Consider the following 19,578-nt stretch of genomic DNA (forward strand, 5'->3'; position numbering starts at 1 on the left):
CGGCGCTCTTCCAGTTGTTCAAGTGGTGTTGTCATAAGGCCTCCTTATCTGATTGCTCAATTAACAATCAGATGATAGGCCAAAAAAAGGGAAAAGTCAATATTACCCATAAATTTGTCTTACACCCCCTCGATTTCCCACCATTGACACCATGCACCACCGCGTCTATACTCAGTTCGATAGAGAAAAACCGCGATGAAGGTTCCTACACGTTAATGTCTATCGCTTGAGAATTCAGGAGAGTTGGAGTATCTTTTGGCCATGGCTACAACCGTGGAAAAGCTGGCCGAGCAGGCCATGACCCTATCGACGGAATCGCGGGCGCGGTTAGCGGACCTTCTAGTGGAAAGCTTGGATGCGCATGAACTTGGGCATATCGACCGACTGTGGGTTGCGGAGGCAAAGCGCAGGCGGGACGAAGTACGAAACGGGCGCGTCGAGGCTATCCCTGGGGACGAGGCTCTCCAGAAGGTGCGTGACGCCGTTCGGCGATGAAATGGAATTTCCACCCGGAAGCACTGGAGGAATACCGGGAGGCAACCCTCTACTACGCAGAGCGCGATCCAACGCTTGCCCTGAGATTCGTAGAGGCCGTTGAGGCTGCAATCCGTCGAATTCTCGAATCTCCGGAACGCCTGCGAGTCCTCGATGAGGATGTCAGACGCTGCCTCACGCACGTCTTCCCTTACGGAGTTTTGTACACTATCGAACCGGAGTTCATCCTTATTGTTGCTGTCATGCATTGTAGTCGTGAGCCGGGTTACTGGAAGCGAAGAGTCGCGACACCATAACCAGCGGCCGGACTCGACAAAGCGAGTCAGCTCGGCGGCTAGGGTTTACCCTGCCGCCACGACTGAGTACGGTCTCCGATTTACCTCAGTGTTGTGGCGAGATAACCTCTTTGCCTGCCAGTTTCACCCCGAGAAGAGTCAAATGCTAGGTTTGCAACTATTGAAGAACTTCGCCTCCCTCACGTAGATGCTGATCATTCCAGCGATTGACCTAAAAGGAGGCCAGGTCGTTCGGTTGTCGCAAGGCGATCCCCTGCGTCAAACCGCCTATTCCACCGATCCTATCGCCATGGCCAGAAGGTGGGAGGAGGAGGGGGCTTCGATCCTGCACATGGTCGATCTTGACGGAGCCTTTTCTGGAACGCCGCAGCAGCTTTCGGTTGTCGCCAAAGTGGCTCAGTCGATCAAGATCCCTGTGCAACTTGGCGGCGGGTTACGAAGCCTGGCCGCTTTGGAGCAGGCGTTCGCCTCTGGTATCGAGAGGGCTATTATTGGGACTGCTGCCATAGAGGATGAGGGGTTCCTGATAGAGGCGGCCAGTCGCTATCCTGGTCGCATCATCCTGGGTATCGATGCCAAGAACGGTAAGGTTGCGGTACGGGGTTGGGCGGCGAACACTGACCTTCTCGCCTCCGACTTGGCGATACGATCGGCCGATCTGCCACTGGCGGCGATTATCTATACCGACATCGAGCGGGACGGGATGCTCACTGGACCGAACGTGGACGCCTTGCGCCGTATGGCTCAGGCAGCTCGCCACCCGATCATTGCTTCCGGTGGGGTTGCCACACTTGACGACCTGACGAGGCTCGCCAAGCTGGAGCCGACGTACATCATTGGCGCCCTGGTCGGAAAGGCTCTCTACGAGGGCAGATTCTCGCTGAAGGAAGCGATCGCGGCTGCGAGATAAACCATGCTGGCTAAACGGATTATACCATGTCTTGACGTCAAAGACGGTCGCGTCGTCAAAGGGACGCGGTTTGTGGACCTCCGGGACGCTGGCGATCCGGTAGAAGTGGCGGCCCTGTATGACCAGCAGGGAGCTGACGAGCTGGTCTTTCTCGATATCACCGCCTCCTATGAGCGGCGGGACATCTTAGTTGACGTGGTCCGTCGGACGGCCGACACTGCCTTTACCCCCCTCACCGTTGGTGGCGGGATCCGGACGGTAGAGGATATCCGTACGCTGCTTCTCGCAGGCGCCGATAAGGTTTCGCTCAACACTGCGGCCGTAGAGCGCCCGGAGTTGCTCACTGAGGCTGCCATGCGGTTCGGAAGTCAGTGCATTGTGCTCGCCATCGACGCGAAACAGATCAGTGATAGTTTCGAGTTTAAAGTTTCGAGTTCCGAGTTGGCAGATGCAGGTGGGGTCGATCTTTCAAAGGACCCGAAACTCGAAACCCGAAACTCGAAACTCCGGTGGCAAGTCTACACCCACGGGGGGCGGACACCGATCGGACTCGATGTAGTTGAGTGGGCGAAGCGAGGGGAGGTGCTCGGGGCCGGGGAGATCCTGCTGACCAGTATGGATAGGGATGGGACGAAAGATGGTTATGACCTTGCGCTCACGCGGGCGGTGGCAGATGCCGTGACGATCCCAGTCATTGCCTCGGGCGGGGCCGGCACGGTGGAACACTTGTGCGAGGCGTTGGTGGAAGGCGGTGCCGACGCCGCGCTGGCCGCCTCCATCTTTCACTTCCGTGAATGCTCCATCGAGGATGCGAAGGCGTACCTGCGAAGCCGTGGCGTCCCGGTGCGTGATTAAAGGCCATGGAACGATTCGACCTCACGCAAATTCGGTTCGATGAATCTGGGCTGATCCCGGCCATTGTGCAGGATGCGGAGAGTGGCCAGGTCCTGACTCTTGCCTACATGAATAAAGAGTCGCTGCGGCTGACAATCGAGACCGGTCTCACTCATTTTTACAGCCGATCGAGGCAGCGCATCTGGCAAAAGGGGGAAGAATCAGGCCACGTCCAGCGCGTACAAGAGATCTATGTCGACTGCGACGAGGATACCTTGCTGATCAAGGCCGAGCAGGTGGTGGCGGCTTGCCATACCGGACGACGGTCCTGTTTTTTCCGTCGCCTGCATCCGGACGCTGAGGTGCCGGAGGAGTTGATTCGGCAGCAGTTCGATCCTGAGGCGGTCTACGGTGGGAGCCTGGCGATCCTCCAGCAGATTTTCGACGTGATCACGGATCGCAGGGCCAATCCGAAGACCGATTCGTACGTCTCAGGCCTGTTCGCCAAGGGACAGGATCAGATCCTCAAGAAGGTGGGAGAAGAGGCGACCGAGCTTGTGGTGGCTTCCAAGAATGGGACGCCGGACGAGGTTATCTATGAAGCGGCGGATCTCTGGTTTCACACGATTGTTCTACTGGGGTACCACGGGATCACGCCGTTAGAGGTGGCTCGGGAACTGCGCAAGCGCTACGGTAAGAAGAATAAGGCCGAGTACTGAAAAGGCGAGGATGTGGATACCTGCCTCTTTTGTCAGATAGCAAGCCGGGAACGTCCCGTCAAGATGGTGTATGAGGACGAGCAGTCCGTCGCCTTCGAAGACATCAACCCGAAGGCGCCTGTCCACATCTTGATTGTTCCCCGGCAACACCTCGCGACCATCCTCGATGCGACCCAGGCTGATGATCGGTTGCTGGGGCACCTCCTGTTGGTGGCAAACCTCATCGCGAAGCAGATCGGGATCGCAGAGCGCGGCTTCCGCCTGGTGATCAATTGTAACAGCGAGGGTGGGCAGGCAGTATATCACCTGCACCTCCACCTGTTGGGCGGGCGGCCTCTCAGTTGGCATCCGGCGTAGGACATCCCGCGCCGATCAGAAGCATCAAGCTGCTAATATCCTGCCTAGCCTGAAGCTCTGACCTGACCAGCGAAGCGCTGCCAGGTTCTTATCGGATCACGTTGGAGGCGGAATGGGCCCGGTGGCCCTCCTGGTCTTCAAAACCAGCGAACCCGCTAATAACGGGTTAGTGGGTTCGACTCCCACACGCCTCCGCCAACGCTTTCTTTTTCGGGAGTTTCAGAAAACTTAGAAGTGACGACGTGTCGCGTGGGTGCGGGCAGGCGCGGCATCGAGCCTGTTGATGGCGGCCCGATTCGAGCCGGGGATCAGGTAGCCGCAGGTGTCCACGGTAATTTGGATGCTGTGATGGCTGAGCTGGTCTTTCACGTAGACCAGGCTCTCCCCATCGGCCAGGAACAGGCTGGTGAAGGTGTGGCGGAGACCATGGAAGCGGATGCATCGAAGGCCGGCCAGAGCAGCAAGCACCGTCTGAGGATTGTCCTGCCGTAGCGGCTCTCATCGAGCCGATGGCCGGCACTATTGCGAAAGACCGGCTCATCGTAATCGAACCCGCGCCCATCGATGGAGAGCTCCGCCTCACGGATCTCTTTCGCCTGCTGGAAGGCGTGACACAACTGATCTGACATATCGACCCGGCGGATCTTCCTGCTCTTCGTGAGATTGAGCCGCCGCTTCGTGAACCCCATGCGAACCTCGATAAAGTTCCCACGGTGACCAACACCGCCCCACTGAAGTCCCTGGATTTCGCCAAGGCGAAGCCCTGTCCTTACGGTGCACCGCGACGTTCGCTGCCCGTCATGGTGGATGAACACTCACCAAGCCCCGTTTTTATGCCTCGCTCGAACGCCCATCCCCTGTCCTCCTGCCTTGTCGATAGACTCACGTTAGATGACTCAAAAGAATAATAGATAACCGACTACGAGAAAGGGAAAAAGCAAGCCCACGACGATGAACAGGACAATTAGCGGGAGCGTGATGAACCTTCCGATACCCGCTCTTCCCCCATCGCCAACGGTCAGCTTCGCTGGTGGCGGATTGGGATCCTCTGGTTGTGTTGAAGGATCAAGAAACTTCTCACAGTAGCGACACTTGACTGCGATTTGTAAAATCATCTCTCCGCAGAAAGGGCACGGCTTGCGCTCCTGTTGACTACTTTCAGGCTCAATATCTGGCTCGGTCACCGCTGCTACCTCCGTATCCGCGCGATTGGCTGTTTCTCCTACAGGATAGGCCGATACTTCTCGATCAGGTCATCGAGCGCTTCCCGGATGTAGACGCTCATCGGCACTCGGGTCCTCTCGTGCAAGAGCCGGATGCTACAATCCTGAGCCTCCTCAACCATCACGAACAGCTTCACCTTTGGCATGGCATGTGACCTTCTATGACCTCATTATACTGCATCATACCGGCAATCTATGGCATAGGCCTCAACGTGTCAAGGGACAAAACAAGGGACCACGAGATGTTCCCAGGATCCGTCAGGGCCTATGCAAGCTGGAGAAAGAACTTCGCGACCCCCTGTCCGTGTTCGGGACATCATGGCGCGATTTTCAGCTTTCTTTTGACTTAAACCGTCAACCCGTAAGAGGTGTTATGATTTGCGATAGCCACACCTCGCTTCGCATGCTCGCCCCACGTTAGTAGGGTCGCTGCGTGGCGCACCTTTGCGTCGGCATGGTCCCGACCGGACGCCCGTACGCGTCAAAGACGGTACTCTGCTCAACCCAGCACACCGGTGGAGGTGGCTGGTAGTAGACCGGCTGCTGGTAGACTACTGGCTGGTAGTACACGGGCCGTTGCCATCCACCAAAAATTGTGTCAACAATAGCCACCCCTCCAGCGACCGCCAACGTACCGAGGAATAGATCCCCCGCACTAAAGCCACCATGGTGACCGCCGCCGTGCCGGTCATGACCGTACCGCCCGCCGCCGTGCCGCCCACCACCGGCAAAAGCTGTGCCGGCGCCAACAGAAACGAATAGCATTACTGCGACTAAAGTAATTGCCAATTTCTTCATGGTAACACCATCCCTCCCCAGCGCGGCGCATAGCACGCACCGAAATGAACTGCTCAAGTTACTTCGTCCTCATCACCGTTAGACTACACTAAAGCCGGAAAAGATTACTTCCGCTTCGGCTCTGGCAGAGGAACAGCCTTCCCTGGCGCTATCGTGGTTACCTCACCCTTCTTGTTGGCCTGCTCCGCAAACGTCTTCTCGCATGCGGCCTTGGCTTGGTCCGTGGTCGCCTTCTCGATGCACGCGGCTTTCTGCTCGGTTCTGTTGCTGCTTGTAGACGAGTTCATGTTGACCGACCCCCCTCTGTTCCGGGACGTCTCGTTAGAGACCTGTGTGGCCCAGGAAATCGACGCCATCGTCAGGCGCAGACCGGGGATTGCAACAACCATGAACAGACGTTTCATTTCGATTCACCTCCTCACTTTCTATAACCCATTACCCTCATGCCCTTGATCGTTGGTCATCGTCTACTTCTTACCTTGTGCAGGAGCAGTGCCAAGATTAGAATTCGCTCACAAATGATTCTCCTCAATAGATCTCACGAGTTAGTAGCCATCTCAGCCAGATCCAGGCGTGTAAGGAAGGGGCACACCCTTTCGGTCACCCGTTTTGAGATATGATCTATCCCAATCGGGGTAGCCCTGAATGTGGCGTTAGTTGCCACATGAGCATGGTACACTGTGCCCCAGCCTTACAGGTAGGTGACTGAGCGCGGACAGACAATGACCCACGATTCCCTCATCGCTAGCCTCATCGACATCTGCCGAGAGCACAAGACGGCTGAGAAGTGGCTCGTCCTGCCCTCTCTGGCACTTGGTCACACGATTTCTGATCGACTCGCGCTCTCAGGCCATGCATGGGTGAACCTCCGTCCGGGCACACCTGTGCAGATCGCACAAGCCATCGCGGCGCCGATCCTGGCCTCCCGCCACATCATGCCGCTCAATGACGTCGTCGGTCCTGCGCTCATCGTGAGACTCTTAGCCGAGACCCCTTTAACCGGCCGCGACTATTTTCGCGGATTGGTCGAGAGCCCGGGGCTGTCCGAGGCCCTATGGTCGGGGATAACCGAGCTTCGTCTTGCCGGGCTCACATCTGAAGGGTTGTCTGACGAGATCTTCGTCTCTCCTCTCAAGGCACGCGAACTTCGGCACCTCCTGGCGGCGTACGAGCAGTACCTGCACGAGGGGAAGTTGGCTGATTCCGCACTGATGCTCCAGGTCGCGATCGACCAGATGCCTACCCACCGCGCAGACCGACCCCGGCTGCTGCTCGTCCCCACCGATGTCGCCTGGCGGCCTCTTGAGCAGGCCCTGATCTCGGCGCTCCCAGGGATACCGGTGAATCTGCGGCATTCGGTCCCCGGTGGGCTTCCCGTTCCGCGTCGTCTCATCGAGGCTTCAGCGGGCGCATCTGGCCCTTCATCATCACCCGTGACCGCTCTCACCGATAGCCAGCGGCTTCCGTGGCTCTTCTCGCCAGAGCAGGCCCCACCTCCTGCGAACGACAGAACGCTCGAGTGGTTTCACGCCGCGGGCCACGAGGCCGAAGTCCATGAGGTCTTCAGACGCGCACTCGCGTCAGGCGCCCCGTGGGACGCGATCGAGATCGCCTGCACCACCGATGAGCCATACGTCACGCTGATCCGGGAGATCTGTGCCCGCTTGGACGTGCCGGTGACACTTGCCTCAGGCGTTCCTGTGACCATGACCCGCCCGGGGCGCGCCCTCCTCGGATTCTGTCGCTGGATAGAGCAGGACTTCTCTGGCGGTGGACTCTGCCGGATGCTTCAGTCCGGCGACATTCACCTCGATCTTCCAGATGGCCCACGTCCCGGCCAGGCGGCACGCCTGCTTGCGCGATGCGATATTGCCTGGGGCCGTGGGACGTACGCCCGCAGCCTGCAGGGGCTCATCCAGACGCTTAAGACAGAGGCGACGCACGCGGCCGCCGAGGGCGAGACTGAAGATCTGCCCTGGCGCGAAGAGCGAGTCGCTCACGCAGCGGCCCTGGCGAGCTGGGTTGACACGGTTCTGGAGCGTGTGCCACCCGTTGATCCCGATCACCTCGTCGATGAAGCCGCCCTTATCCGGGCCTGCGTACAATGGGTGGATCGGTACGCGGCTGTGACCGGACCTCTGGACGGCGCGGCGCGCCAGGCACTGATCGAGACACTGACAGCCCTGGGTGATCTGCCGCCGATCAGGCAGCGGTTGACGGTGGCCTTGGGACAGGTGATCGCTGCTGTCGAACGCACTCGGGTCGACGCCCTGCGACCGCAGCCTGGGTCTCTGCATGTTACGCGGCTCGCGGATGCCGGGTGGGCTGGACGCCCGCGAACATTCGTTGTAGGCCTCGAACAAGGCGCATTCCCTGCTCCTTCAATGCCCGATCCTATCCTCCTGGATGAGGAACGGACCCGCCTGCACGCGGCTCTCGCCACCACAGGCGACCGAATCACGGAGAGTCTTTACACAGGCGCAAGCCGCCTTGCGGCCCTCGGCGGGCAGGTCACCCTGAGTTATCCGAACCGCGATCTTCGGGATGATCGGCTTCTCTTTCCTTCTTCCGTCATCCTGCAGGCGTACAGGCTGACGCGGATGGACAGATCGCTGACCTACGAGGATCTGGCCGCCGAGCTTGGCGAGCCCGCGACGCGCCTACCCGCGACTCAGGCAAAGGCGCTGGACGATTCTGGATGGTGGCTGCGCGGCGCGAGGCAGGCGGGAACGGCTGCGCGACCCGCCGCACAAGCGGCGTTTTCGTTACTCAGCTCTGGTGAGGCTGCCGAAGAGGCGCGCGACGGCAACAGCTTCACGGCGTGGGATGGATTGGTCCCATCCGCTGCGGGAGATCTGGACCCTCGCCGGAATGACCGGCCGATCTCGGCGACGGCGATTGAGCAGCTTGCGAAGTGCCCCTTTCAGTACTTCCTCACACGAGGACTTCGCCTGAAGCCATCGACCAGGATCGAGAGGGATCCAGGGGCATGGTTGGACCCCCTCACGAGGGGGAGCCTCTTACATGAACTTTTTGCCGCCTTCCTCCGAGACTGTCGGGATCGCGGCGTCATGCCGAATCTTGCGCGTGATCGCGCCAGGATCCATCAGATAGGGAATCGCGACATCGCCGCCATACGCGAGCAACTCCCGCCTCCGAATGAAGCGGTCTTCCAACACGAGCGCGAGGCGCTCCTTACCGATCTCGATCGCTTCCTTGCGTTCACCGCAGGACTCCAGGACCGCGAGGTAGTGGGGATCGAGGTGGCATTTGGGCGCGGGGTGACTGAGGACCCGGACCCGCTGGCCCAAGAGGAACCGATCGTCCTGGACTTGGGACAGGATCTGCGATTCTCCCTGCACGGTCGCATCGACCGGATCGACCGCATCTCTGCCCACCGATACGAGATCGTGGACTATAAAACCGGAAGGCCTTGGGCGCGAGACAGGCGTATTGCTCACTTGGCGCACGGCGGCCAGGTCCAGCATGCCCTGTATGCCTTGGCGGCGGAGACACTACTCAGGAAGAGTGACAGGTCTGCCCAGGTCGTAGATGCGGCGTACTGGTTTCCGACCGAACGCGGCGAATGCGACGTGGTATCCCGGAAGCCGGAGGAATGGCAGGCGCTCACCGGACTCCTCAGAGGCCTGCTGTCGCTTCTGAGGGATGGGGTCTTCCCGCACACCACCACCGCGCGCGAGTGCGACTGGTGTGATGTGGCGTCTGCCTGCGGTCCAAAGCCATGGGATCGCAAGACGATGAAGCACGACGATCATCGCCTTGACGCTGTCCGAGCTATAAAGGGGGAGGAGTATGCCTAGACGCCACCCTGCCCCTGACGCCGCCGCTCGTGACGCCATTGTGACGCGGCTCGACGTGTCGATGCTTGTCGAGGCGGGCGCCGGGTCCGGCAAGACGACGAGCATGGCGAGACGCATGGTCGCCATGATTGCGAGCGGGAAGTGCAGCGTGAACCAGATGGCTGCGATCACCTTTACGCGAAAGGCTGCTGCCGAGCTGCGCGGACGGTTCCAGGTGGAACTGGAAGAGTCCCTTCGCACCCCGACTGATCAGTCTATCGCCGACCGCCTCTCCGTGGCCCTCGACCACCTGGAGCAACTGTTTGCGGGTACGGTCCACGCCTTCTGCGGCCGCCTCCTGCGAGAGCGCCCCGTCGAGGCGCACGTTGCCACGGCCTTCGAGGAGATCGACGACGACCAGGACGCCATCATCCGCCATCAGGCCTGGCATGATCATATCACCCGACTTTATTCAGAGGACGACCCGAGACTCGAAAAGCTCCGTGAAGCGGATGTGGCGCCGGACGACCTTGAGGAGGCGTTCGCAAAAGTGTGTGTGTACCCGGAGGTCAGTTTCCCCTTTACTGATGGACATCCACCCGATCCGCGCCCAGCCGGTACCGCACTGAAAAAGCTCCTCACGTCGTGTACGCGATACCTGCCCGACTCGATTCCTGAGGAGACGAGATGTCCGCTTCAGCACATCATCCTTAAACTTACGCGTGGGCTGAATGTATCGGACCTGAGCAACCCTGCAAAGGTGGCCAGGCTTCTTAAACCATGCAAGTCGTGTGAGAAGCCGACATATAAGTGGTGGGAACCGAAAACGAAAGACGACGCAAAGGCAGCACATGCCGTCTATGAAAGCTTCAGGACCGAAACAGCGGAGCCCTATCTCACCCTGTGGCGGACCTACCTGTACGGTGTTGCGCTGGACGTATTGCTTCCTGCTCGTGAGGTAGCCGCTCAGGCCAGACTCCGACAGGGGAAGCTCAACTACCAGGATCTGCTGCTCAAGGCACGAGACATGCTACGCGACCCTACCAATACCGAGGTGCGCCGTTACTTCAAGACGCGCTTTCCCTATCTTTTCGTGGATGAGTTCCAGGATACCGACCCGATCCAGGCCGAGGTGATGCTCCTGTTGGCCAGTGACAGCGACACAGAGACGGACTGGCGATGTATGCGGCCGCGGCCTGGGGCACTCTTCGTCGTCGGTGACCCGAAGCAGTCGATCTACCGGTTCCGTCGCGCCGACATTGAGACCTACGCCCATGTCCGCCAACTCATCGAGCATGGTGATGGCCAGATCGTCGAGCTGACGAAGAACTTCCGCTCGGCCGGCCGTGTGTGCGACTGGGTCAACGAGACCTCCAAGGCCACGTTCCGGGAGACTGCCACCCCCTGGCAGCCCGCGTTTTCAGGTCTTGACCCGGCCCGATCACCCGGCGATCCCACGCTCACAGGGATTCGCGCCATGACGGTGCCAGACGATACGGATTATAAGAATGTGCCGGCGTTGGAGGCAGCGACCATCGCACGCTACATCGCGGACGCTGTGGGAAACGGAAGGACCATCGAGGGGTATTCGGCCCGTCTCACAGGGTCGCGACCGGCCCGATACGGTGATTTCCTGATTCTGACAAGAATCAAACGGAATATAGCCGTCTATGCGAGCGCGCTTGAGGCGATGGGGATCCCCTGCGAGGTGGGGGGCGGCGGGGCGTTTCAGCGGACCGGCGCAATGCGGATGCTCATGGAGCTGTTGAAGGCGCTGGCCAATCCCGACGACGAGGTGGCCGTCGTCGCGGTACTGCGCGGCCCGCTCTTTGGTATCACCGACGACGATCTCTATCGACACCGATCGGGCGGCTGCCAGTTCCGCTATCTCATTCCGGAGTTGGACGCCGTCCAAGGTCCGGTCGGGACGGGCCTTCGGCTGCTTGCGTCGGCCTATCGGCTGACCAGGGAGCTACCCGCCGCTTCCGCCGTCGAGCAGATCCTGGAGATGACCGGGCTGTTGGTGTGGGCAGCCACCGGCGAGGATGCGGATACGGCAGCAGGCAACCTGTACCGCGCCACAGACAGGATTCGACTGTGTGCCCAGTCCGGGGGCGCATTTGCTGACTGTGTCGAGAGCCTGACCGCAGATCTTGACTCAGGCAATCTTGAAGCACTGGGGCTGGAGCCGGGGCGCAGAGATGTTGTGCGGCTGATGAACCTCCATAAGGCGAAGGGGCTCGAGGCCCCAGTCGTCTTCCTGGCCGACCCCTGCAGCGGCAGTCCAGAGCGTGTGGACATTCGCATCACCAGGGAAACCAGCGGCCCACAGGGCTACCTGTCCATTGAGAAGCGGGTGGGTGATTACGGCAGGGAGGTGATAGCGCAGCCCAGCAACTGGAAGGGCCATGCAGACCAAGAATTAGAATACCTCAAGGCCGAGGAGGGACGTCTGCGCTATGTTGCTGCTACCAGGGCAAAGAACCTCCTGGTCATAGGCCGGTATCGTGGCAAGAGCCTGGCCAAGGCCCCATCACCCTGGAAACTCTTTGACGAGTTCCTTCGCGATGTTCCCGCGCTAGAGTTCCAGGATCCGGCCCTGCCTCAGACGCCTCCACCTCCCGATCTCTCGCCCGCAGCCCGATCCGCCGCCCAGATAGATCGACAGGCGAGATTTACGGCGGCGGCCGTGCCATCCTACGCCGTCCAGGCCGTCACCGAACTTTCGGAGCCGGCGCAGGCCATAGCGGGTCTAGCGGCACCTGGTAAGCCGCCGGCCCCTGAAAGCCCGCGAACCGGCAACGCCTCACCCAAAGGTCCCGCCTGGGGAACACTGATCCACAAAATGCTTGAGTACGCGATGCGAGAGGAGGGCGAGATGACCGACACCGCATTAACCGGCCTTGCCAGCTTCCTGACAGCCGACGATCCTTCGCTGAGAGGCCATCTTGCCGACGCAGCAGCAGCCGTCCGTTCCGTCATGGCCTCAGAGGTTTGGCAACGCGCGCGGTCTTCTTCGGAATGCCACACCGAGGTCCCGTTTACGATCGAGGTTCCCACCAACGAGCTGCCCGGACAACCGCCGGATGCGCCGCCGCGGACTCTGCTGCACGGCGTGATCGATCTTGTCTATCGCGTCGAAGGCGGGTGGGAAATCATAGACTACAAGACCGACAAGGACACGGAGGGCTTGCGTAAACTGCCCGCTGAGCATAGAGTCCAACTCGGGCTGTACAGTCGCTACTGGACTGCCATAACAGGCGAGGCGGTCGCGCGAGCAGGCCTTGCGCTTGTGCGTGCCAATAAAACGGTATGGCTCTCTTATTACCGGGAGCATTAACTAGATTGCACTCTCGCACAACATCTCCAGCAACTTCCCCCTTTGCTAAAGGGGGAGGCACGCTATTGTGTGCTCTGAGTAATAACTTCAGATTCTATTCCTAAGTCTTTCCCGGTTCGAATGGGTGTGGAGCGAATGCGATGAGCGAGCCTTCTTTTTTACCTTTCCCTACAGACCTTATCCCGGCGGAGGAGGGGTCCGGCAACCTTGATCCGCTCGGCACGCTCACCCATGCCGAGTACCTTGCCGAGGCCCTGTTGCCGGGCTTGACGGTTCGGACGTGGCGCGGCGAAGCCGTGTCCGAGTTGATGCCCTGGTTATCAGCCGATGCAGGCAAATCTAAACAAATGGTTACTGTCCCTATTTTACACGTTTTCTGCGGTAACCGCAGCTCGTCCAATGACGAAACGGCTATGGAACCCCTTCCGCGTTCTTGCATCCTGGCGTCCTTTTCCCAGACGCGTATGCAGTACCTGGATCAGGAGGGGGCGGTCGTTTCTACATCCAAGGACGGCGCGACAACCAAGAGCTTCCCGGCGCTGGAATGGCTGGCCGCGATGTGTTCACATGGTAGGCGTTTCAAGTTGGATATTCCGTGAATTGCCTATTAGTAATTGCTATTTGTAATGAAACCTTATAGTTTATGGCAAGTTATTGTTTCGTCTTGACCGTGTATAAGAATCTGTGCTGTATTTATCTGTCCATCTAATAACTGGTTGCCGCTCCGCTGCGGCGGAGCGGTAACGCCGCGCGGATCAAGGATCCGCTGGCTGGCCTCCGCGTCGCTACGGTCAACCAGCGGATCGAGCGGACTGCAGCTCTGCCGAGCACGCTCGACTCCGCTTCCGCCACTCATCCGCGCGGCGTTAGGAAGCCGACTTCTACTCCAAAGGGTATTGCCATGACGCCGCTTCGATATGAATACGGTCACATGACTATCCAGCAGCTTGTCAACCACTTCGAGAAGGGCCAGCTCAATCTGGAGCCGGGTTTCCAGCGTAACTCCGTCTGGTCGCTCAGTGACCGCGCCGCCTTAATGGAGTCCATTTTCCTCAACTACCCGATGCCGTCAGTGTTTCTTTACAAGCGGCAGGATGTCGATGGCGACCTCGTCTACGATGTAATCGATGGGAAGCAGCGGCTGGAATCCATTTTCATGTTCATGGGACTGGGGCACTTCCGCCGTGAGCGGTTCTCTGCCTGGACCAAGCTGTCGCCGAAGGACGAAGAGGCCGATTGGTATGACTGGGCGAAGGTCCGTCGCAAGGACGGCGAGTATGCCTTCTCATCGTACCGAATTCAGACTGTGGAAGTTTCCGGAGAACTCTCGGACATCATCGACGTGTTCGTTCGCATCAACTCTACCGGCAAAAAGCTGACTTCGGCAGAAAAGCGGCATGCCAAATACTACAACAGCCAATTCCTGAAGGTTGCGGGCAAGCTTGCCGACCGCTTCGGGACCTACTACCGGAAACACCGCATCCTGTCGCGGGGTGCTATCAGTCGGATGAAGCACGTCGAGTTGACCTGCGAGCTGATTGCCTCAATTGCAAGAGGCGGCCCACTGAACAAGAAGAAGGCCCTGGACGAAGTGATCGGCGGCCAAGCCATCGAAGGCGCGAAGCTCAAGAAGTGCGCCAAGGAGTTCATTCGCATCGCCAACCTGGTTGGAAAAATGTTCCCACGGTTGCGCGAGGCGCGCTTCGCCAATGCCGTGGACTACTACAGTCTGTTCTTGCTTGTCTGGTAGCTGGATGGGAAAGGCTGCGTCCTGAAAAACGCTACTCGAAACCGACAAGCCGAGAAACTGCTGCTATGGCTGTCGCTCGGGGTAGATCAGGTTCGGCAGCAGCAGCGCAAGACCATCGGTGCAAGCCCGAACCAGCGGATATTTGCTGATTATCTCATGACGGTCCAAGGCGACACCGACAGTCAGGCCACGCGGGAGCGGCGTTCTCAACTCCTGCGCAGCTTGCTCTCAGGGTTGTTTGAGAAAAAGGACGAGCGGAGGGGTTTTTCCCCGGAGCAGCGTCGGTTAATTTGGCATTCGGACGGCACCAAGCGGTGTTCGTATCCAGGATGTGGCGTGAAGCTGGACTGGACCAACTTCACTATCGACCACATCAAGCCGTTTGCCAAGGGTGGTAAGACGACTTCGAAAAACGCGGTCCTCATGTGCAAGCGGCACAACAGCATGAAGGGCGCGCGGTGATTCATCGGCTAGGTTCTGTGAGGGCTGGCTTACAAAAAGCTGAAGCTGGCCTGGGCCGCCATCCTGGTTTCGGCGGTTCGGCGTCATTGTAGGCGGCCCCGGCAGCTTAGCTTTATCGTTTCGCCAGGAGAAAAGGACACATCGAATGCACAAACACAAGGTGGCTGCTAACCTGCTTCAAGTCCTCGATCTTGGGTCATCCATCGCAGAACAGGACACGCTGCTGGAAACTGCGCGCGTGGAAACATCGTCGTTTACGGACCTCCTAGCGGACAAGGTTGACTTGGTTCCTGGCACAAAAGGATCGGGGAAGACCGCGCTCTTCAGGATATTCGTCGATTTCCTGCCTCAGCACCTTCTTCAGTACCGAAAAGTCGTGATTGCCCACGGTGTGCAGAAGCACGGTGACAACATCTTTCATGCTTTCAAGGAACAGTTTGAGGAACTCTCTGAGGACGACTTTGTCAGTTTCTGGTGCATCTATCTCACCTCCCTCGCGCATGAACAGTTTATCAAGGGCGAAATCTACCAACCTTACTTGCAGAGCGCGGAGGCCGAAATTGAGCGGTTCCGGCGGGCGTGCGAACACGCCCGTATCCCTGATATCCGCGCCAAGAAATCGCTGCGTGAGATTATGGCGTGGACTCTGAACGTCCTACAGGCATGGGCGCCGAGGCTTCGCTACAAACTTCCTAATGAGGCAGGCGAGGTCACACTTGACTTGTTTGGGAACCCGACAACTCCACACACCACGAAGCAGCCCGGCGACCAGCCCGATGTGCCCCGCTTCGTCGCTGAAATCAAGGAGACACTCGAGGCTGTGCTCCACAAGTGTGACTTGGCCATCTGGCTCATGATCGATCGTCTTGATGAGGTTTTCCCGAGAAGATCGGAACTTGAGACGAGAGCACTCCGCGGCCTGTTACGGGCAATGCGGCTTTTCACATCCCAAGCGATCAGGGTCAAGGTGTTCTTGCGGGATGACATGCTTGAACATGTCGTCATGACGGACGACGGCTTCACCGCACTGACGCACCTCACGGCACGTCAGGCTGACACCCTGCGTTGGTCGCCAGACCAGATTCTGACCATGTTGGTCAAACGCCTATTCGCAGACGAAGGCTTGCGTGCATATCTAGGCGTTGACAAGGCCCGCATCGAGGCGAGCCAAGACTACCGGCTTGCCTGCTACAATATGGTTTTCCCTCCCACCGTACACAGCGGGGTAAACCAGAGCCCGACACTTCGGTGGATGTACAACCACACGATGGATGGAAAGGGGGTTGTCACGCCGAGAGACATCATCGACTTGGTCACACGCGCCAAACAGATGCAGCAAGATACCTTCAATACCAACCCCGAAGGCGAATCTTCCTGGCTGATCGGTCCGCAGGCGCTGTTGTATGGGCTGGTCGAACTCTCCAAGAGGCGAAGAGACACGTACCTCAAGGCGGAGTTCCCGCACTTGTGGCCGAATATTGAGAAGTTCCAAGGCGGTAAGTCGGAGTACTCCGCTGGCGCACTTCAGAAACTACTCGGCAAGAGTTGGCGGGGGGCGGCCGTCGCCCTTGTATCAGTTGGCTTCCTGCGCAAACGAGACCGCGCCGGGGAGCCGACGTTTTGGGTCCCCTATCTCTACAGGAAGGGCATGGAGTTGACGCAAGGAAAATCCGATTAGGAGGCGAACAAGACGGTGGAACACTACGCCGCGAAACGCGGCGAGGTTCACCACAGCCGTTAGGCGCACCAGCGCGTGACCATCGAGATCAACGTCAGTAGCCGGAAAGCACCCCGTGCTGAGGACGAGAATCCCTCGCGTTCGGACTTCAACAATGGACAGGACGCTTAATGGCTCTCTCGCTCAACAAACCCAAGCTCGACAACCTCGCCACCGACATCTGGAAGTCTGCCGAGCGACTGCGCGGCAAGTTCAAGTCCTACGAATACCAGAGCGTCATCCTGCCCATCATCGTCATCCGCCGCCTGGAGTGCGTGCTGATTGACTGGCGGGCGAAGAAGTCCGCCGAGGTGCTGAAGAACCGGCCCAAGCTCACGGAGAAGGAACTCGCCAAGCTGGTCAAGGAACTGGAGCTGAATCCCAAGCAGTGCCCGTTTTCCAACACCACGGACTGGACGCTCCGCTCGGTCTATGAGGAAGACCACGCGCTGCTGGAGGAGAACTTCCGCGCCTACATCAACGGCTTCTCCAAGAACGTTGACGACATCATCGAGCACTTCAATTACCGCGCCACCATCGGCCTGATGGTGAAGAACAACCGGCTGGCCCCGATCCTGAACCAATACAAGGAACTCGCGCTCGGCCCCGACCAGCTCTCCGGGCTTGAGATGGGCTACATCTACGAGGAGTTGCTCCGGCGCTTCTCGGAGCAAAGCGGCGAGGAGGCCGGGGAACACTTCACGCCGCGCGAAGTCGTCCGGCTCATGGTCGAGTTGCTGGATATTCCGATCCCGGACAAGCACTTCTCCATCTACGATCCCGCCAGTGGCACGGGTGGCATGTTGTCCGTGGCGAAGGAGCACCTGCTGGAGCGCGCCGACACATCGGAAGAAAAGGCGCGGGTGGAGAAATACGTCACCGTTCACGGGCAGGAGCTTTCCCCCACGAACTACGCCGTCTGTCAGGCTGACCTCCTCATCAAGAACGACCGGCAGGCCACTGTCCACCTCGGCAATTCGCTCATCCCGCACGACCCGCACAGCAAAGAGCCGGGCGATCAGTGGCCGGAGCCGAAATGGCGCTTCAACCGCATGCTGAGCAATCCGCCCTTCGGCGTCACTTGGGGCGGCAAGGACGGTTACGAGAAGGAAGCCCGCAAGCTGGAGAAGACCCGCTACCGGGCCGGGATGCCGCGCGTGAACGACGGCGCGCTGCTCTTCCTGGAAACGATGCTGGCCAAGATGGCACCGCCCGAGGAAGGCGGCAGCCGCATCGCCATCATCTTCAATGGCTCGCCCCTCTCCAATGGGGACTGCGGCTCCGGCGAGAGCGAGATCCGCCGCTGGATTCTGGAAAACGACTGGCTCGACGCCATCGTCATGCTGCCCGACCAGCTTTTCTACAATACCGGCATCTTCACCTATGTCTGGTTGCTCCGAAACGACAAGCCCACCAGCCACAAGGCCTGCGTGATGCTCATCGACGCCCGCCAGCAGTTCGAGAAGGAGCCGAAATCCTTCGGCAACAAACGCCACCGCATCACTGACGCGCACCGCGCCTGGATCGAGGAGCGTTACGCCAAAGGCTGGGCCAAGGGCTACGCCGACGAACAGGTCAAAATCTTCCCGCGCGAGGATTTCGCCTACCACAAGGTCAGCGTCGTCTTCTGGCAGACAGATGAGTACGACCAGCCAGCCATCGTCACCGAGTCTTACGAGAAGACTTTTACTGCCGCGAATGTGAAGAAGGAGCAGGACTTCCACGAGAGCGATCTCACCTTCCGCGTACGGGCGAAGGCGAAGGGCAAGGAGAAGACCGTCGAGTTCACCGTCAAAGCGAAAGACAACGCCGCCAAGAAGTTCAAGGAAGCCCTGGCCGACGCCGACGAAACGCTCTCCGTCCAATGGACGCACCGGCATTACGTGCAGGACGACGAATACATACCACACGGCGAGGACATCGCGGCCTTCCTGAAACGCGAAATCGCCAAGCCGATCATCCGCTGGGAGGAGACGCAGAAAGACGGCAAGACGATCCTCGGCTACGAAATCCTGCCAAACAAATACTTCTACCGCTACCAGCCGCCCACGCCCGCGAAGGACTTGCTGGAGGAGTTCTGGAAGCTGGAGAAGGCAGCGGAATCAATGCTGAAAGGGCTCGCAGGACACTCATGAAACCGCAATCCCAACCAGCCGTTGAGTGGCTCGGCACCACGCCGAACGGATGGTCTCAGCCGCGCTTGAAAGCAGTCTTCCGGGACAACACCGCAGCCATTTCCATGGAGAAGTTGGCCGAACTGGACGTGCAGCATTACTCCATTCCCAACTTCGACGAGTTTGGTGCGCCGGCCCGCGAAGATGGGGCAACAATCGCGAGCAATAAAACGCTGCTTCGAGGCGGTGAAGTACTGTTCTCTAAACTCAATTGCCACAAACCGCGCGTATGGCTCGTGCCACACGATGACCAAGTTAAGGTCGCTTCCACCGAGTTCATCCCACTGGCAGAGTGGCATTCCGGTAAAACAGACAAACGGTTTGTCGCCTACCTCCTCGGCTCAGCGGTCTTCGCTGAATACATGACGTGCTTTCAAACATCGGTCACGAACTCGCATCGCCGCATCAATCCAAACGACCTCTGGCAAGCGCGCATTCCGCTCCCGCCGCTGCTGGAGCAACAGCGCGTCGCGGAGTATCTGAATGCAAGCTGCGCGGCGATTGATGCGGCAGTGGCAGCCAAACGGCGACAGATGGAAACGCTGGAGGGTGTGAGAAAGGACATTATCCAGAAGGTCGTTTTGACAACGCAAAAGGGACCCACCGTGATAAAGCAAAAGGAACCCACCTCTGTTCAGTGATAGTCGGGCCTGTGGGAAGCATGGGAAAGCCGGAGGCTTTTCCATGCTGCGGTCGAAATCCG

20 protein-coding genes and 1 tRNA gene are annotated in these 19,578 nt (G+C 59.0%); 15 read left to right on the forward strand and 6 right to left on the reverse strand.

The window, feature by feature from the left end:
- Positions 1-261: 261 nt before the first annotated feature.
- The 7 genes from CLG94_RS12630 to CLG94_RS12665 all read left to right on the forward strand — a co-directional run bounded on the left by CLG94_RS12630 (position 262) and on the right by CLG94_RS12665 (position 3,809).
- Positions 262-495, forward strand: coding sequence for an addiction module protein (locus CLG94_RS12630; RefSeq protein WP_107564040.1), 234 nt, complete (start codon positions 262-264; stop codon positions 493-495).
- On the forward strand, positions 492-791 hold the full coding sequence (locus CLG94_RS12635) for a type II toxin-antitoxin system RelE/ParE family toxin (RefSeq protein ID WP_107564041.1): 300 nt from the start codon (positions 492-494) through the stop codon (positions 789-791). The genes CLG94_RS12630 and CLG94_RS12635 overlap by 4 nt, the downstream gene beginning before the upstream one ends.
- A 187-nt stretch (positions 792-978) precedes the next feature.
- Complete coding sequence (gene hisA / locus CLG94_RS12645; RefSeq protein WP_107564042.1) at positions 979-1,701, forward strand: 1-(5-phosphoribosyl)-5-[(5-phosphoribosylamino)methylideneamino]imidazole-4-carboxamide isomerase; 723 nt, start codon at positions 979-981, stop codon at positions 1,699-1,701.
- Between the two features lie 3 nt (positions 1,702-1,704).
- Positions 1,705-2,556 (forward strand): imidazole glycerol phosphate synthase subunit HisF, encoded by an 852-nt coding sequence (gene hisF / locus CLG94_RS12650; protein ID WP_107564043.1) that lies wholly within the window; start codon positions 1,705-1,707, stop codon positions 2,554-2,556.
- A 5-nt stretch (positions 2,557-2,561) separates the two neighbouring features.
- Positions 2,562-3,254, forward strand: coding sequence for a bifunctional phosphoribosyl-AMP cyclohydrolase/phosphoribosyl-ATP diphosphatase HisIE (gene hisIE, locus CLG94_RS12655; RefSeq protein ID WP_107564044.1), 693 nt, complete (start codon positions 2,562-2,564; stop codon positions 3,252-3,254).
- 12 nt (positions 3,255-3,266) lie between these two features.
- Complete coding sequence (locus tag CLG94_RS12660) at positions 3,267-3,611, forward strand: histidine triad nucleotide-binding protein (RefSeq protein ID WP_107564045.1); 345 nt, start codon at positions 3,267-3,269, stop codon at positions 3,609-3,611.
- Positions 3,612-3,714: 103 nt separating this feature from the next.
- Positions 3,715-3,809 (forward strand) — tRNA-Sec (locus tag CLG94_RS12665).
- A 30-nt stretch (positions 3,810-3,839) separates the two neighbouring features.
- On the opposite strand, the gene CLG94_RS12670 is transcribed toward CLG94_RS12665, so the two are convergent.
- The 6 genes from CLG94_RS12670 to CLG94_RS12695 form a co-directional block, all read right to left on the reverse strand.
- Positions 3,840-3,980 carry a hypothetical protein gene (locus CLG94_RS12670; protein WP_239993252.1) on the reverse strand — a complete coding sequence of 47 codons (141 nt, stop codon included), beginning with the start codon at positions 3,978-3,980 and terminating at the stop codon, positions 3,840-3,842.
- Positions 3,977-4,426, reverse strand: coding sequence for a tyrosine-type recombinase/integrase (locus tag CLG94_RS13460; protein WP_107564046.1), 450 nt, complete (start codon positions 4,424-4,426; stop codon positions 3,977-3,979). The genes CLG94_RS12670 and CLG94_RS13460 overlap by 4 nt, the downstream gene beginning before the upstream one ends.
- 81 nt (positions 4,427-4,507) lie before the next feature.
- A complete protein-coding gene (locus CLG94_RS12680) occupies positions 4,508-4,795 on the reverse strand; it encodes a hypothetical protein (protein ID WP_107564047.1) in 288 nt (95 codons plus the stop codon).
- Positions 4,796-4,833: 38 nt separating this feature from the next.
- The gene (locus tag CLG94_RS12685; protein ID WP_107564048.1) at positions 4,834-4,980 is read right to left on the reverse strand and encodes a ribbon-helix-helix domain-containing protein; all 147 of its coding nucleotides are present in this window, start codon (positions 4,978-4,980) and stop codon (positions 4,834-4,836) included.
- 271 nt (positions 4,981-5,251) lie between these two features.
- The gene (locus tag CLG94_RS12690) at positions 5,252-5,632 is read right to left on the reverse strand and encodes a hypothetical protein (protein ID WP_133174726.1); all 381 of its coding nucleotides are present in this window, start codon (positions 5,630-5,632) and stop codon (positions 5,252-5,254) included.
- Positions 5,633-5,736: 104 nt separating this feature from the next.
- Positions 5,737-6,036 (reverse strand): hypothetical protein, encoded by a 300-nt coding sequence (locus tag CLG94_RS12695; protein WP_107564050.1) that lies wholly within the window; start codon positions 6,034-6,036, stop codon positions 5,737-5,739.
- 318 nt (positions 6,037-6,354) lie between these two features.
- On the opposite strand from CLG94_RS12695, the gene CLG94_RS12700 reads away from it, so the two are divergent.
- The 8 genes from CLG94_RS12700 (at position 6,355) to CLG94_RS12735 (ending at position 19,516) form a co-directional block, all read left to right on the forward strand.
- Positions 6,355-9,453: a PD-(D/E)XK nuclease family protein gene (locus CLG94_RS12700; protein WP_107564051.1), complete on the forward strand. Its 3,099-nt coding sequence runs from the start codon at positions 6,355-6,357 to the stop codon at positions 9,451-9,453.
- A complete protein-coding gene (locus CLG94_RS12705; RefSeq protein WP_107564052.1) occupies positions 9,446-12,772 on the forward strand; it encodes a UvrD-helicase domain-containing protein in 3,327 nt (1,108 codons plus the stop codon). Before CLG94_RS12700 ends, CLG94_RS12705 begins: the two co-directional genes overlap by 8 nt.
- Before the next feature lie 140 nt (positions 12,773-12,912).
- Complete coding sequence (locus CLG94_RS12710) at positions 12,913-13,371, forward strand: hypothetical protein (RefSeq protein WP_107564053.1); 459 nt, start codon at positions 12,913-12,915, stop codon at positions 13,369-13,371.
- A 302-nt stretch (positions 13,372-13,673) separates the two neighbouring features.
- Positions 13,674-14,522 (forward strand): DUF262 domain-containing protein, encoded by an 849-nt coding sequence (locus CLG94_RS12715; protein WP_107564054.1) that lies wholly within the window; start codon positions 13,674-13,676, stop codon positions 14,520-14,522.
- Positions 14,523-14,678: 156 nt separating this feature from the next.
- Positions 14,679-14,984, forward strand: a complete 306-nt coding sequence (locus CLG94_RS12720; RefSeq protein WP_107564055.1) for an HNH endonuclease — start codon at positions 14,679-14,681, stop codon at positions 14,982-14,984.
- 145 nt (positions 14,985-15,129) lie between these two features.
- A complete protein-coding gene (locus CLG94_RS12725; RefSeq protein WP_107564056.1) occupies positions 15,130-16,662 on the forward strand; it encodes a P-loop ATPase, Sll1717 family in 1,533 nt (510 codons plus the stop codon).
- 170 nt (positions 16,663-16,832) lie between these two features.
- A complete protein-coding gene (locus tag CLG94_RS12730; RefSeq protein ID WP_107564057.1) occupies positions 16,833-18,836 on the forward strand; it encodes a type I restriction-modification system subunit M in 2,004 nt (667 codons plus the stop codon).
- Positions 18,833-19,516, forward strand: a complete 684-nt coding sequence (locus CLG94_RS12735) for a restriction endonuclease subunit S (RefSeq protein ID WP_107564058.1) — start codon at positions 18,833-18,835, stop codon at positions 19,514-19,516. Before CLG94_RS12730 ends, CLG94_RS12735 begins: the two co-directional genes overlap by 4 nt.
- Positions 19,517-19,578: the final 62 nt, after the last annotated feature.

It is taken from the genome of Candidatus Methylomirabilis limnetica (assembly GCF_003044035.1).
In the GTDB taxonomy this organism is placed as follows: domain Bacteria; phylum Methylomirabilota; class Methylomirabilia; order Methylomirabilales; family Methylomirabilaceae; genus Methylomirabilis; species Methylomirabilis limnetica.